General features: G+C 74.4%; 13 protein-coding genes. 1 reads left to right on the top strand and 12 read right to left on the bottom strand.

Features of this window, described 5'->3' with window-relative positions; genetic code table 11:
- Positions 1 to 12: 12 nt before the first annotated feature.
- The 9 genes from D4B81_RS01465 to D4B81_RS01425 form a co-directional block, all read right to left on the bottom strand.
- Positions 13 to 2,841, bottom strand: coding sequence for an aconitate hydratase (locus D4B81_RS01465; protein ID WP_122260742.1), 2,829 nt, complete (start codon positions 2,839 to 2,841; stop codon positions 13 to 15).
- A 173-nt stretch (positions 2,842 to 3,014) separates the two neighbouring features.
- A complete protein-coding gene (locus D4B81_RS01460; protein WP_122260741.1) occupies positions 3,015 to 4,397 on the bottom strand; it encodes a class I SAM-dependent RNA methyltransferase in 1,383 nt (460 codons plus the stop codon).
- Complete coding sequence (locus tag D4B81_RS01455) at positions 4,378 to 5,160, bottom strand: DUF3159 domain-containing protein (RefSeq protein ID WP_122260740.1); 783 nt, start codon at positions 5,158 to 5,160, stop codon at positions 4,378 to 4,380. Before D4B81_RS01455 ends, D4B81_RS01460 begins: the two co-directional genes overlap by 20 nt.
- Complete coding sequence (locus D4B81_RS01450; protein ID WP_161964951.1) at positions 5,157 to 6,068, bottom strand: DUF3710 domain-containing protein; 912 nt, start codon at positions 6,066 to 6,068, stop codon at positions 5,157 to 5,159. The genes D4B81_RS01455 and D4B81_RS01450 overlap by 4 nt, the downstream gene beginning before the upstream one ends.
- A gap of 7 nt (positions 6,069 to 6,075) precedes the next feature.
- Complete coding sequence (dut, locus tag D4B81_RS01445; protein WP_097186394.1) at positions 6,076 to 6,594, bottom strand: dUTP diphosphatase; 519 nt, start codon at positions 6,592 to 6,594, stop codon at positions 6,076 to 6,078.
- A 7-nt stretch (positions 6,595 to 6,601) separates the two neighbouring features.
- On the bottom strand, positions 6,602 to 6,901 hold the full coding sequence (locus D4B81_RS01440) for a DUF4193 domain-containing protein (RefSeq protein WP_097186395.1): 300 nt from the start codon (positions 6,899 to 6,901) through the stop codon (positions 6,602 to 6,604).
- A 152-nt stretch (positions 6,902 to 7,053) separates the two neighbouring features.
- A complete protein-coding gene (locus D4B81_RS01435) occupies positions 7,054 to 7,914 on the bottom strand; it encodes an inositol monophosphatase family protein (RefSeq protein ID WP_237565740.1) in 861 nt (286 codons plus the stop codon).
- 2 nt (positions 7,915 to 7,916) lie between these two features.
- Complete coding sequence (locus tag D4B81_RS01430) at positions 7,917 to 9,164, bottom strand: ferrochelatase (RefSeq protein ID WP_122260738.1); 1,248 nt, start codon at positions 9,162 to 9,164, stop codon at positions 7,917 to 7,919.
- Positions 9,161 to 9,832: a trimeric intracellular cation channel family protein gene (locus tag D4B81_RS01425; protein WP_122260737.1), complete on the bottom strand. Its 672-nt coding sequence runs from the start codon at positions 9,830 to 9,832 to the stop codon at positions 9,161 to 9,163. The genes D4B81_RS01430 and D4B81_RS01425 overlap by 4 nt, the downstream gene beginning before the upstream one ends.
- Positions 9,833 to 9,911: 79 nt before the next feature.
- On the opposite strand from D4B81_RS01425, the gene sepH reads away from it, so the two are divergent.
- Positions 9,912 to 11,426, top strand: a complete 1,515-nt coding sequence (gene sepH, locus D4B81_RS01420) for a septation protein SepH (protein WP_122260736.1) — start codon at positions 9,912 to 9,914, stop codon at positions 11,424 to 11,426.
- Positions 11,427 to 11,451: 25 nt separating this feature from the next.
- Here the strand turns inward: sepH and D4B81_RS01415 are convergent, their stop codons facing one another.
- The 3 genes from D4B81_RS01415 to D4B81_RS01405 all read right to left on the bottom strand — a co-directional run bounded on the left by D4B81_RS01415 (position 11,452) and on the right by D4B81_RS01405 (position 13,989).
- Entirely contained in the window at positions 11,452 to 12,165 is a 714-nt protein-coding gene (locus tag D4B81_RS01415) for a thymidine kinase (RefSeq protein ID WP_122260735.1), read from the bottom strand.
- An 82-nt stretch (positions 12,166 to 12,247) separates the two neighbouring features.
- Positions 12,248 to 13,414, bottom strand: coding sequence for an alkaline phosphatase family protein (locus D4B81_RS01410; protein ID WP_122260734.1), 1,167 nt, complete (start codon positions 13,412 to 13,414; stop codon positions 12,248 to 12,250).
- A complete protein-coding gene (locus tag D4B81_RS01405; RefSeq protein ID WP_097186981.1) occupies positions 13,411 to 13,989 on the bottom strand; it encodes a DUF5998 family protein in 579 nt (192 codons plus the stop codon). Before D4B81_RS01405 ends, D4B81_RS01410 begins: the two co-directional genes overlap by 4 nt.
- Positions 13,990 to 13,991: the final 2 nt, after the last annotated feature.

Here is a 13,991-nt window from a genome sequence, read left to right as displayed (position 1 = left end):
CGGGCTCGGGCGTCAGGCGCCCACGAGCGAGCGCAGGACGTACTGCAGGATGCCGTCGTTGCGGTAGTAGTCGGCCTCGCCGGGGGTGTCGATGCGCACCACCGCGTCGAATTCCGCAGACTCGCCGGACTCCTTGGCCGCCGTGACCTTCACGGTGCGGGGGACGCCACCGTCGTTGAGCGCCGTCACGCCGCTGACCGAGAAGATCTCGGTGCCGTCGAGCCCCAGGGACTCGGCGGTCTCACCCTGGGGGAACTGCAGGGGCAGCACGCCCATCCCGATGAGGTTGGAGCGGTGGATGCGCTCGTAGGACTCGGCGATGACGGCCTTGACGCCCAGCAGTCGGGTGCCCTTGGCCGCCCAGTCGCGCGAGGACCCGGAGCCGTACTCCTTGCCGGCCAGGATCACCAGCGGCGTGCCGGCGGCGGCGTAGTTCTGCGCGGCGTCGTAGATCGTCTCCTGCGGCCCGCCGTCCCTGGTGAAGTCCCGGGTGAAGCCACCCTCGACGCCGTCCAGGAGCTGGTTGCGCAGCCGGATGTTGGCGAAGGTGCCGCGGATCATCACCTCGTGGTTGCCTCGGCGCGAGCCGTAGGAGTTGAAGTCCTTGCGGTCGATCCCGTGCTCGGCCAGGTAGCGCCCCGCGGGGCTGTCCGCCTTGATCGAGCCCGCGGGGCTGATGTGGTCGGTCGTGACCGAGTCGCCCAGCCGGGCCAGCACCCGCGCCCCGCTGATGTCCTCCACCGGAGCTGGCTGCGCCTGCATGCCCTCGAAGTAGGGGGGCTTGCGGACGTAGGTGGAGTCGTCGGCCCACTCGAAGGTGTCGCCGGCCGGGGTCGGCAGCGACTGCCAGCGCTCGTCACCGGCGAACACGTCGGCGTAGTCCTCGGTGAACATGTCCCTGCTGATCGAGGTCGCGATCGTGGACTCGACCTCCTCGGGCGAGGGCCAGATCTCCTTGAGGAAGACGTCCTCACCGTCCTTGCCGCGGCCCAGCGGCTGGGTGTCGAAGTCGAAGTCCATCGTCCCGGCGAGCGCGTAGGCGATGACGAGCGGCGGGGAGGCCAGGTAGTTCATCTTCACGTCGGGGTTGATCCGGCCCTCGAAGTTGCGGTTGCCGGAGAGCACCGAGACGACGGCGAGGTCGTTCTCGTTCACGGCGGCCGACACCTCGTCGATGATCGGGCCGGAGTTGCCGATGCACGTGGTGCAGCCGTAGCCGACGAGGTGGAAGCCCAGGGCTTCCAGGTAGGGCCACATGCCCGCCTTCTCGAAGTACCCCGTGACCACCTTCGACCCCGGTGCCATCGAGGTCTTGACCCACGGGGGCACCGACAGCCCCTTCTCGACGGCGTTCCTGGCCAGCAGCGCCGAGGCCATCATCACCGAGGGGTTGGAGGTGTTGGTGCAGGAGGTGATCGAGGCGATCGCGACGTGACCGTGGTCGACGGACGCCTCCTCGCCCGCGATGGTCACCGGCACCGGGTTGCTCGCGCGCCGCACGCCGGGCGCGGCCGGCTCCGCGTGGTGCGGGTGACCGTTGCCGTGGTCGTCGTCGCGGGCGTCGTGCGAGGGGGCGTCGGAGGCGGGGAAGGTGCCCGCGAGCTCCAGGTCGACCTCGCTCTGCACGGACCCGCCACCGTCGGCGTAGTTCGCCAGGTCGGCGTGGAACTGCTCCTTGGCCCCCGACAGCGCGATGCGGTCCTGGGGTCGCTTCGGGCCGGCGATCGAGGGCACGACCGTGGACAGGTCCAGCTCGAGGCGCTCGCTGTAGCGCGCCTCGGCGTTGCCCGAGGGCTCCAGCCACATCCCCTGCTCGCGGGCGTAGGCCTCGACCAGGGCGACCTGCTCGTCCGAACGACCGGTCAGGCGCAGGTACTCGAGGGTGACCTCGTCGATCGGGAAGATCGCGCAGGTGGAGCCGAACTCCGGGCTCATGTTGCCGATCGTGGCCCGGTTGGCGAGCGGCACCTGGGCGACGCCGTCCCCGTAGAACTCGACGAACTTGCCGACCACCCCGTGCTCGCGCAGCATCTCCGTGATGGTCAGGACGACGTCGGTCGCGGTGGCGCCCGCGGGGATCGCGCCGGAGAGCTTGAAGCCGACGACGCGGGGGATGAGCATCGACACCGGCTGCCCGAGCATGGCTGCCTCCGCCTCGATGCCGCCGACGCCCCAGCCCAGCACGCCCAGGCCGTTGACCATCGTGGTGTGCGAGTCGGTGCCGACGCAGGTGTCGGGGTAGGCGAGCAGCTCCCCGCCGACCTCGCGCGTCATGACGGTCCGGGCGAGGTGCTCGATGTTGACCTGGTGCACGATGCCGGTGCCCGGGGGGACGACCTTGAAGTCCTCGAACGCCGTCTGGCCCCACCGCAGGAACTGGTAGCGCTCGCCGTTGCGCTGGTACTCGATCTCGACGTTGCGCTCGAAGGCGTCCGAGCGGCCGAAGACGTCGATGATGACGGAGTGGTCGATGACCAGCTCGGCGGGGGCCAGCGGGTTGATCTTCGTCGGGTCGCCGCCCAGGTCGACCATCGCCTCGCGCATGGTCGCCAGGTCGACGATGCAGGGCACGCCGGTGAAGTCCTGCATGACGACGCGGGCGGGCGTGAACTGGATCTCGGTGTCGGGCTCGGCGGCCTCGTCCCAGCCGGCGAGCGCGGTGATGTGGTCGGCGGTGATGTTCTTGCCGTCCTCGGTCCGCAGGAGGTTCTCCAGCAGGACCTTCAGCGAGTAGGGCAGCGTCGCGGCCCCGTCCAGACCGCCGATCCGGTAGATGCCGTAGCTCCGGCCACCCACCTCCAGCGTGCCCTTGGCACCAAAGCTGTCGGGGTTCGTGCTCAACGTTCGCTCCTTCGCTCACCGTGCTATTTATCTTGACATCAAGATATCTCATCCGGCCGCCGGTGGGCAACCGGCGGCACGCGGGCGGACGCCCCCATCCTGCCGCACCCGGCCACGGCGCACGCGGTCACGGTCCGCCGGGGCCGCGCCACGGCATACCGGCGGGGGGTGCGTCAGTCCGTCGGGTCGGCCGTGGGCACGAGCAGGGCCAGGCACTCGACGTGGTGGGTCATCGGGAAGGCGTCGAGCACCCGCAGCGCGGCCAGCTCCAGCCCCACGGCCCGCGCGGTGGCGAGGTCCCGGGCCAGGGCCGCGGGGTCGCAGGCGACGTAGACGACCGCCCGGGGGGCGAGGCGACCCAGCGCCTCGACCACCTTGCGGCCGGCGCCGCTGCGGGGCGGGTCGAGGACCACGACGTCGGGGCGGTCGTCGACCGCGACGAGCCGGGCCAGAGCGCTCTCGACCGGTTCGGCGACGGCGTCCGCCCAGGGGCGACCCTGGAGGTTTCGCCGGGCGGACCGGGTCGCCGTCCGGTCCGCCTCCACCGCGAGCACGCTGCCGCCGGGACCCACCGCGTCGGCGAGCGGCACGGCGAAGAGCCCCACGCCGGAGTAGAGGTCGAGAGCGCGCTCCCCCGGCCGGGGGTCGAGCCACGCCAGCACCTGCTCGGTGAAGATCGCCGCCGAGCCGGGGTGCACCTGCCAGAAGCCCCGGGCGGACAGGGTGAACTCGTGCGGGCCGACCCGCTCGGTCACCTCGGGCACCTCTCCGGCCGGGGCCGGGGTATGCCGCTTCCCCGCCGCCCGCCGGGTCGCGGCCCGGCCGCGGGGGCGCTGCCCACGACGCGGTCGCGGCGGCGCGGCGAGGACGAGCGGCACGACGACCGGGTCGCCCACCGACGGGGCGACCGCGTCCAGCGCGACGGCGGCGTCGTGGGTGCCGGGCCCGTCGAAGACGCCGGTCGCCAGGACCTCCGGCGTGGCGATGCGGCAGTCGTCCACGGGGAGGACCTCGTGGGAGCGGTGCCGGCGCAGGCCGCTCGCCCGGCGCCCGTCGGCACCGACGGCCACCGTGACCTCGACCCGGGTCCGCCACCGCAGGCCGTCGACGTCGCCGGGGACCGCCTCGCAGGTGATCCCGAGCGCGGAGACCGCCTCGGGGGAAAAGCCGCCGAGGCGCACCAGCTGCTCGGCCACGACCGCGGCCTTGAGGTCGCGCTGCGCCCCAAGCGCGACGTGCTGCCAGTCGCAGCCGCCGCACCGCCCCGGCCCCGAGAACGGGCACGGCGGCACCACCCGGCCGGGCGACGGGACGAGGATCTCGACGGCGTCCGCGCGCACGAACCGGCCCCCCGGCCCCAGCTCGGTGACCCGTGCCCGGACGCGCTCCCCGGGCAGGGTGTGCCGGACGAAGAGGACCAGGCCGTCCCCGTCGCGCCGGGCCACGCAGTGCCCGCCGTGGGCGACCGGGCCGACGTCGACGACGAGCACGTCCCCGACGGCGGGACCGGCAGCCCCCGGGGGGCCGCCGGGCGGGTCAGCGCTCGCGGTGCTCATCCTGCTCGCGCTCCAGGCTCGCCGAGAGCATGCGCTCGGTCACGTCGTCGGCCCCTCCGCCGTCGTCCGTCTGGCGCGTGTGACCGGTCGCGAGCATCATCCCCATGACGACGATGGCGAGGAGGTAGGCGGGCCAGCCGAGCCCGATCTTGGCAACCCCGAGCCAGGCCACCTCACCGGCGAGGTAGAGCGGCAGCATGATGGCGATGCGCAGCGTGAAGAGGGCGACCAGCACCCAGGTCAGACGGCTGCACACGGCCACCAGGCCGCGGTCGCGGCGCCACGCCGCGGGCCGCTCGGCGAAGTCGGGGTCCCCGATCGCGACGATGAAGCCGACGAGGGGCCAGCGCGCGAGGATGGAGACGAGGGCACCCACACCGTAGAGGGCGCTGATGATGATGCCGGGCAGGAACGCGTCCTCGGCCTGCCCGGATCGCAGCGCGAAGAAGGCGGCCAGGGCGGTCGCCACCACCGCCGAGCCGAGGAAGCGCCAGGACCCGCCGAGGAGCTGCCGCACGACGGCGAGGACGACGAGGAGCGCGGCGGCCGCGACGACCGCGGACCGCACGGAGTCCGTGACCAGCCAGGTGACGACGAGGGCGACCGTCGGCAGGGCGGTCTCCAGGGACCCGTACCAGCCGCCGAGGGCGTCGCTCACCCGGCGGCGGATGACCTGCTCGACGGTGGCCTCGGCGAGCCCGGCGACAGGACGGCCGTCAGAGCCGGCCCCCGCGCCGGGCAGCTGCTCCCCGGCAGCGCTCACGTGAACTCGGGGTTGGAGGGCGCCTTCGGCGCCTCGGTGGGCGCAGCCTCGGGCGGACGGTGCCGCCCGGCACCGTCCGTCGAGCCACCGTCGGGGCTCGAGGCCGGACCGGCACCCCGGCGGATGCCGGCCAGCTGGGTGGCGTCCTGCCGGGCGAGGGAGGGCGCCTGCTGCGCGACCTGCTCGGCCGCGGCGCGGGCCGCCTGCTCGCGGCGGGCCTGTGCCTGCTTGGCCGCGGCCTCCAGGACCCCCTGGGGCGCGGTGAGCTCGAGCACCTCGCGGGGCGGGCGGGGCTCGTCCCCGCGCCGGACCACGATGCTCCGGACGAAGGACAGGACGGGGGCCATCTGGGCGTCGTCGGCGGCCGCCGGGCCGTTGACGACGACGCGCAGGAACCAGCGCGGCCCGTCGATCCCCAGGAAGCGCGCAGGCTGGAAGGCGACCCTCCCGTCGGGGGCTCGCCCCGGCATCCGGGCGTGCAGCTCCTTGCCCATCACGCCCTTCACCGTCTCGGCCGCGCCACCGGCGTCCACGAGGCCCCGGGCGATCTCCGGCCGCAGCTCGTCCCACAGGCCCAGCGTGCGGGGGGCGGCGAAGACCTGGACCTGGGCCTGCGAGGCGCCGAAGGTGACCGTCGCCCCGACGACCCGGCCGGTGCCCTGCTCGATGTCGAGCCGCATCTGCATGCCCGCGACGGCCGGCAGCCGGAGCGCGCCCAGGTCGACCCGTCCGTCGAGGTCGGGCCACTCGGCCACGTCGTAGGGCCCGTCACCGGCCCGGTCCCAGTCCCGGTCCACGCCCGGCTCCCCCGGCGCGGGCTCGGGACGGATGACGTCGTCCGCGCCGTCCCCGACGAGCACGTCGACGTCGTCCACGGACGCGTTCTTCTTCCGGCCAAACAGTCCCACGGGTGACTCAGTCCTCCAGGTCGTGCTGATCACGCGGATCAGCGGTCGCGCGCCCGACGGGCGCGCCGGTCGGATCGGTGTCGCTGGTCGTACCGGTGTGCCCGTGGCCGCCGGCACCCCGCTCGGAGCCGGGCAGCTCGTCGACCACCTCGAACACCGGGGTGGCCACCTGCTGCACGACGAGTTGCGCGATCCGGTCGCCACGTCGCACGGAGAAGGCCTCCCGGGTGTCGGTGTTCACCAGGTTCACCAGGATCTCCCCACGGTAACCCGCGTCGACGGTCCCCGGCGCGTTGACGATCGACACCCCGTGCCGCGCGGCCAGCCCGCTGCGCGGGTGGACGAACGCGGCATACCCCGGTGGGAGGGCGATCGCCACGCCGGTCGGGACCAGGGCGCGCTCCCCCGGCGCCAGCGTGCGGTCCTCGCGCGCGTGCAGGTCGACCCCGGCGTCCCCCTCCCGGGCCTGCCGGGGCACCGGCAGCGCGGGGTCGAGGCGTCGCAGCGCGACGGGGACGGTCAGCATCCGGGCGTCAGGCGGCGCACTCGGAGCAGACCGGCAGCCCGCCGACCTCCTTGGCGAGCTGGCTGCGGTGGTGCACCAGGAAGCAGCGGGAGCAGGTGAACTCGTCCTGCTGCCGCGGCAGCACGTGGACGGACAGCTCCTCGTTGGACAGGTCCGCCCCCGGGAGCTCGAACCCCTCCGCCTGGTCGGTCTCGTCGATGTCGACCTGACCGGAGCTCTTGTCGTTGCGCCGCGCCTTGAGCTCCTCCAGGGAGTCCTCGTTGAGCTCGTCGTCGGTCTTGCGCGGGGCGTCGTAGTCGGTCGCCATGTCCTCTCCTTCGAAAGTCCTTCGTGAAGCGTCGTCAGCGGTCCAGAACGCGTGGGGCACCGGTTTTGTGCCCGAGGCACCGGACGGCGCACTCGCCCCTGCTGTCGGGCGGATTGTGCCCTATGGACGGTCCCCGGCGCGAACCGGGCCGCTCACGCTTCCGCGAGCGCCTCCAGCAGCGCCCGGTGGGCGGTCGGGCCGCCGGCCACGACGAGGTCGCCGGAGGGCGGGGAGTCGGGCGAGGCGCCGCTCACCCGACCGCCGGCCTCGGTGACGAGCAGCACCCCGGCCGCGACGTCCCACGCGCTCACCCCGCGCTCGTAGTAGGCGTCGACGCGGCCGGCGGCGACGTGGCACAGGTCCAGGGCCGCCGCGCCCATCCGCCTGATGTCGCGGACGCGGGGCAGCAGGTGGGCGACCGTCGCCGCCTGCCGGACCCGGGCCTCCCGGTCGTAGGAGAACCCCGTCGCGACGAGCAGTCCCTCCAGGTCGGCCGCGCCCGAGACCGCCAGGTCCGCGGTATGCCGTGCGCCCCCCGGTCCGCGCGTCGCCAACCGGGCACCGCCGCCCGCGTGGGCCGAGAACGTCTCCCCCGTGCGGGGGTTGACGACCGCGCCGGCCACGCTCGTCCACGCACCCGGGACGGTGGGGTCACCGACGACGACGGCGACGGACACGGCATACGCGGGGAGGTCGTAGAGGTAGTTCACGGTGCCGTCGATCGGGTCGAGCACCCAGGTCAGCCCCGAGCTGCCGGAGGTGTGGCCGTCCTCCTCGCCGAGGATGCCGTCGTCGGGGCGGACGGCCGCGATCCGGTCGCGCAGCAACCGCTCGGACCGCGTGTCCATCACCGTGACGACGTCGAGGTCGGTGCTCTTGGTGTGGTGCACGACCGTGTGGTCGGGCCTCTCGTCGAGCACCAATGCGCCAGCCGCCTGGGCGAGGTCGACGGCGAGGGCCTCGAGCGCCGCCCGGTCCTCGAGCGGGACGGTGGTGGGGTCGGGGGCCCTCACGCTCAGTCGCTGCCGCAGGCGGCAGGCTTGGCCACCCGCAGGTTCGGGCAGCAGCCGGGCAGGCAGACCGCGGGCCGCGGGTCGCTGCCCGGCCAGGTCGGCAGCGGCACGTCCTCGGCGCGGGCCTGAGCGGCCCGCTCCAGGACCAGGTCGACCAGGCCGACGACGAACTCCGTGTCGGTCCCCACCGTCGGCACGCGCAGGACGTCCATCCCCAGCCCCTGCGCCGTCTCCTGCGCCTCGGTGTCCAGGTCGAAGACGACCTCCATGTGGTCGGAGACGAAGCCGATCGGCGCCAGGACGACGTGCTCCACGCCCCGGCCGTGCAGCGCGCGGAGGTGGTCGTTGACGTCCGGCTCCAGCCAGGGCTGGCTCGGCGGACCGGACCGCGAGCAGTAGGTCAGGTCGTGCCCCACCTCGGCGCCCAGGGTGCTGGCGACCTCGGCGGTGATGGCGGCGGCCAGCTCGCGGTGCTGGGAGGAGTAGAGGTTGCCCTCGCTGTCGCCGGGTCCGGAGGTGTCGTCCATGGCGGTCGGCAGGGAGTGGGTGACGAAGACGACGTGCGGGGTGGTGCCGGTGCGCTCCCGCACGGCCCGGACGCCCTCGGTGACGATCCGGGCGTTGGCCCGGGAGAAGCCGGGGTGGTTCCAGTACTGCCGCACCTTGTCGACGTGCACCGTGCGGCCCTCGGCCGCCAGCTCGTCGACGGCCGCCGCGATGTCCTCCCGGTACTGCCGGCACGAGGAGTAGCACGAGTAGGCGCTGGTGGTCAGGGCCAGCACCGAGGTCATCCCCTCCTCGGCCGCCTGCCGCAGCGTGTCCACGAGGAACGGCTCCGAGTTGCGGTTGCCGAAGAGGACGGGCAGCGAGATCTCCCGTCGCTCCATCTCCTCCCGGAGGGCGTCGACGAGGGCCCGGTTCTGGTCGTTGATCGGGCTCCGCCCCCCGAAGTGCAGGTAGTGCTCGGCGACCGCCTCGAGGCGCTCGTCGGGGATCCCGCGACCGGCGGTGACCCGCCGCAGGAACGGCATGACCTCCTCGGGGGCCTCCGGTCCGCCGAAGGAGGTGAGGACCACCGCCTGGTAGGGGAAGAGGCGGGTGTCGTCCTCGCGGGACAGGCCCTCCTCGAGCTCGGCCACCACCTCGTCCTCGGTGGCCCGGACGGGCTCGACCGGCCCGGGGGGCAGGTCGGCCCCCGGACCGCTGGCCGTCCTCGTCTCGTCGGCGGGGTCCACGGTCGGCTGCGTCATGGGTTGGCTCCTGTCGGGCGGGGGGTGGGGACGTTGAGGTCGAGGACGATGGCGGTGACGCGCATCACGAAGACGAGGGCGGCGGACAGCACGAGGACGACGGGGCCGAGCGCGTCGAGCGCGTCCGCCAGCACGACGACCACGGCGCCCAGGACGGCGGGCACGGCATACACCTCGCGCCGCAGCACCTCGGGGACCTGACCGACGAGCACGTCCCGCAGGGCGCCCCCGCCCACGGCCGTGATGCCCCCGACGAAGACGCAGGCCAGCGGCGGCGCCCCGAGGTCGACCGCCTTGGCGGCGCCGGAGACGGCGAAGACGGCGAGCCCGACGGCGTCGAGGTACTTGACGAGGCGGGTGATGTAGCCGAGGCGGACGTCGGGGTTGCGGCGGCGCAGCTCGCGCAGGCGGGGAAGGAGGAGGACGACGACGACCCCGGCGGCGAGGACGCTCCCGGCGTACCACGGGTTGGAGATGCCGACCGGGGGCAGGTCACCCAGGAAGACGTCGCGGATGATGCCGCCCCCCAGGCCGGTGACCCAGGCCAGGACCGCGATGCCGAAGAGGTCCAGCCGGGCCCGGATGCCGACCAGTCCGCCGGAGATGGCGAACACGAAGATGCCCACGACGTCGAGCGCGAGGAGCGCGTGTTCGGGCGGCACGGTCATGGCCAGCTCAGCGTAACCACCCGCCCCGGCGGCGTGCCCTGTCGGTCCGGCGGGGCTGCGGGTGGCACAGTGGTGAACCATGCAGCAGCTCCAGTTCACCGAGCTCGACGACGGTGGTCGCCTCGTCGTGGTCGCCGACGACGGCACCCGGTATGCCGTTCCCGTGGACGACCGCCTGCGGGCGGCGCTGCGAGCCCGCCCCCACGCACCCACCCCGCAGCGCACCGGCTCGGCCGCCACCCCCCGCGAGGTCCAGTCGATGATCCGCGCCGGGCAGACGGCGGAGGAGGTCGCCTCGGCGACGGGCTGGGACCTGGCGCGGGTGCAGCGGTTCGAGGGGCCGGTGCTCGCCGAGCGCGAGCACGTCGTCGGCCTGGCGCGCGCCGCCGCCGTGCGCGCCCAGGGACGCACCGACGGGTCCCACACCCTGGAGCGGCGGGTGCGGGAGCGCCTGCAGACCCGCGGGGTGCGGTCGGAGGAGATCGCCTGGGACGCGGCCCGGACCGAGGCGCAGGGCCCGTGGACGGTGCTCGTCGTCTTCAGCGCCGGGGGGCGCGAGCGGCGGGCGGCCTGGCACTACGCCGTCCCCGACCGCTCCCTGGAGGCGCTGGACGACGAGGCCCGGTGGCTCAGCGAGGACGAGCAGGCGCTGCCCGGCGGGCTGGCCGGGCACCCCCTGCTCGGGACGGCGGCCGGCACGGACGAGGCCAACGACCTGATGGCCACGATGCGGGCCCGGCGGCAGCGCCGCACGGCGACGCGGCGGCCGCGGCGCACGGAGGGTACGGAACGGCAGGACGACGCTCAGGACCCCTCCGCGGGCGCTCCCGGGGCCGGTGGCGAGCTCGTCGACGAGGTGCTGCCGATCGAGGACTTCGACTTCGACCACGCGCAGCAGGGCGACCCGCCGGCCGCGCACTCCCGGGGGTCGGCCGCCGAGTCACCCTCGCCCGTCGTGGCGCCCGGTGGCGAGGGTCTGCACGACGGGGGCCCGCACGACGGGGGCCCGCACGACGGGAACGGGCACGACGGGGCCGGCCACGGCGAGCCCGGGCACGGCGACGACGCAACCCCGGAGGACCCGTCCGCCCGACGGCGGCGGGAGCGCCGCCGGCTGCGCATCCCCAAGCTGCCCGCTGCGGTGGGCGGTCCTGACGGGTCTGACGGGGAGTCGGAGCCGGAGGGCACCTACGCCCGGACCGCCGACCCCCTCGAGGTGAGCTTCGACGAGTTCTTCGGGACGGATGAGGAGGACGTCGACGAGACGGGGCTGGACGCCGAGGATGACGTCGACGAGGAGGAGCTGGACGCCGAGGATCTGGACGGGGCCGACGCGCCGGACGACGACGTCGACTCTCTCGCGGGTGGCCGTCCGGACGAGGAGCCGGGTGCGCAGGGTGACGTGTCGACCGGCCAGCACGGCGGGCACGAGGCCGACGGGGACGCCGGGGCGCCTGCCGCCGCGGGCGGGAGCCAGGCCACAGCCGACGCCGCTCCCGAGGACGAGACAGACGCCGGCGCCCGGCGCAAGGGCCGCACGAGCGTGCCCAGCTGGGACGACATCATGTTCGGGTCGGGCAACCGGCGCCGCTGAACGACCCCTGCACGTCGGTCAGCCGTCAGTCGGCCGGTCCGTCCGCCCGCCCGGCCGAGGACGTGGGCAGCGCGCACAGGTCGAGGTCGAAGGGCAGCACGTCGGTCGAGATCGCCTGGGCCCGGGCGGCGGAGGAGTGCATCCGACGCATGTAGTGGCGTCGGCACAGGACCTCGTACTCGACGGTCGGGACCGGGCCCTGGTCCGTGCCCGCGACGTCGCCGACCACCACCTGCTCACCCTCGACCACCATGACGCCGTCGACGACGCGGGCGTTGACCGTGGCCGGGCGCCCGCACCAGCACAAGGCCTGGACCTGCAGCTGCTGCGTGCGGTCCGCCAGCTCGATGAGGCGTCGGGACCCGGGGAACAGCTCGGTGCGGAAGTCCGCGGTGATCCCGAAGGCGAAGACGTCGACCCCCATCTCGTCCACCAGCCGGGCGAGCTGCTCGACCTGGTCGGGGGTGTAGAACTGGGCCTCGTCGCAGATGAGGTAGTCGACGCGGCGCCCGTTGGTCACCTGCTCCACCACGAGGTCCCAGAGGTCGAGGTCGTCGTCCACCTCGAGCGCGGGCTTGGTCAGACCCAGGCGCGAGGACAGCACGGCCTCCCCCGACCGGTCGTGCTGGGTCAGCAGCAGCCCGGACCGGCCCCGCGTCGAGTGCGTGTGGTCCATCTGCAGGGCCAGCGTCGACTTCCCGCAGTCCATGGTGCCGGTGAAGAAGACGAGCTCAGCCACCCGCGCAGTCTACGGAGCCGTGGGACGGGCGCCGAGCCGCCTCCCGTGTCACCCGGCCCCCACCCGACCCGCACCCGGTCCCTCACCCCTGGTGGACCAGCAGGGGGATCGCCGTCTCGGCGTCGGTGATCGAGCCGTGGTGGCCTCGCAGCCGCAGCACCTCCGGCCGCAGGAGGCGTGAGTCGAGCACCGTCGCGTCCCCCAGCATGGCCACCACCAGGTCACCCAGGCGCTCCCGCACGCCCTCGCGGACGGGTCCGAACCAGCCGGCCTCGACCGCCTCGTCCCGGGTCAGGACGACGGCGTCCTCGCCCAGCTCGGCCCGCCAGGTCGCGGCCACGTCGGTGGCGGCACCGCGGACGCACCAGACCTGCGGGGCGCGCGGCTCTCCCGCGAGCAGCGAGACCCCCTCGTCGAGGACGTCGCCCAGGGCGAGGTCGCGCCGCCGGGACAGCGGCGCCTCGGTCATGCCGTGGTCGCTGGTGACGACGACCACGGTCCCCTCCGGCGCGGCCTGCACCACCCCGGCCACGAACCGGTCCACCGCCTCCACCGCCTCCCCCCACTCCAGGGAGCCCGGACCGTGCACGTGACCCGCCTTGTCGACCTCGTCCCAGTAGGCGTAGACGAGCGCCCTCCCCCGCCGCCCGGCCTGCCCCAGCGCCGCCAGGACCCCCTCGGTGCGCTCCTGCGCGGACTCGGCCGCGGCATACCCCCCGCCCCGCAGGGCCGCCCGCGTGAACCCGGAGCCGTCGAAGGTGCCCCGGGACACCGTGGTCACCGTCACGTCGCGGCGGCCGGCCTCCTGGAGGAGGGTGCGGTGCGGCTGGTAGCGGGTCGGTTCGGGGCCGCCCTTCCAGGACAGGTGGTTGAGGAGCTGCTGCCCACCGCGCAGGCCGGTCTGCCAACCGATGACCCCGTGGTCGCCGGCGCCGCGGCCGGTCCCCAGGCTCGACAGGCTCGTGGCGGTCGTCGAGGGGAAGCCGCACCGGGCGTCCGGCACGGCCGGCCCCAGGGTGCGCAGGAACGGGGCGTGCCCGGTGCGCCGCTCGAGCTGGCGCGACCCGAGGCCGTCGACGAGGACCACGACGACCCGCCGGGTCTGCGGCAGCTGCCACCGCGGCTCGGGTATGCCGTCGGGCAGCCCCGCGCCGAGGGCCAGGAGGGCGGCGGGCAGGACGGAGGCGAGCCCCTCGCCGGGGCCCGGGGGCTGGTATCGCTGACGGGCCTCGGCGACCTCCCGGCTCACCGGCCCAGCCGGGCGGACAGCTCCTGGGCGAAGGCCAGCGCCCGCTCGAGCCGGTCGACGCCGTCTGACTCGGCCGCCACCCGCAGCGAGATGTCGTCGCTGGAGATGGTCCCCTCGTAGCCGTGGTCGCCCTCGCACTCCGGGTCCTCGCACAGCCCGGGCAGGAGGTCGACCCGGGAGACGGCCCCCCAGCCGAGGGTGAGCGTGATCGCGCGCCCGTCGAGGCTGCCGTCGTAGTTCTCGGGGTCGGGCACGACGTGGGTGAGCATGACGCCGCGGACCTGGCGCAGGGGCACGGTCTCGCTCGTGGCCGTCGCCATCCGCTGGCGCTCCGGCCCCTCGTGGTCGTCGGCGTGGGCGATGACCAGGCGGCGGTCGGTCAGCACGAGGACGGTCAGGTGGTTGCGCACGGCCTGCTCGTCGAAGGTGGTCTCCGCGTGCACGAGGTGGCTGACGACCTGGTCGCGGCCCACAGCGGTGAGCACGACGTCGTGCACGACGGCCGGGAGGTAGCCCGCCTCCTCGATGTCGGTGACGAGGGAGTCGGGCAGCGGTGACCTCAGGCGACGGACCATGG

The organism is Ornithinimicrobium cerasi (genome assembly GCF_003702705.1).
Lineage (GTDB): Bacteria > Actinomycetota > Actinomycetes > Actinomycetales > Dermatophilaceae > Ornithinicoccus > Ornithinicoccus cerasi.
The sequence above is the reverse complement of the archived record's forward strand: the minus strand, read 5'-3'. Positions and strand labels throughout refer to the sequence as shown.

Bases quoted from the DNA above. Each gene is read 5' to 3' on its own strand.
- D4B81_RS01460 (WP_122260741.1), bottom strand. From the start codon at position 4,397: ATGAGCACCGCGAGCGCTGACCCGCCCGGCGGCCCCCCGGGGGCTGCC.
- dut (WP_097186394.1), bottom strand. From the start codon at position 6,594: ATGCTGACCGTCCCCGTCGCGCTGCGACGCCTCGACCCCGCGCTGCCG.
- D4B81_RS01440 (WP_097186395.1), bottom strand. From the start codon at position 6,901: ATGGCGACCGACTACGACGCCCCGCGCAAGACCGACGACGAGCTCAAC.
- D4B81_RS01430 (WP_122260738.1), bottom strand. From the start codon at position 9,164: ATGACGCAGCCGACCGTGGACCCCGCCGACGAGACGAGGACGGCCAGC.
- D4B81_RS01425 (WP_122260737.1), bottom strand. From the start codon at position 9,832: ATGACCGTGCCGCCCGAACACGCGCTCCTCGCGCTCGACGTCGTGGGC.
- sepH (WP_122260736.1), top strand. From the start codon at position 9,912: ATGCAGCAGCTCCAGTTCACCGAGCTCGACGACGGTGGTCGCCTCGTC.
- D4B81_RS01405 (WP_097186981.1), bottom strand. From the start codon at position 13,989: ATGGTCCGTCGCCTGAGGTCACCGCTGCCCGACTCCCTCGTCACCGAC.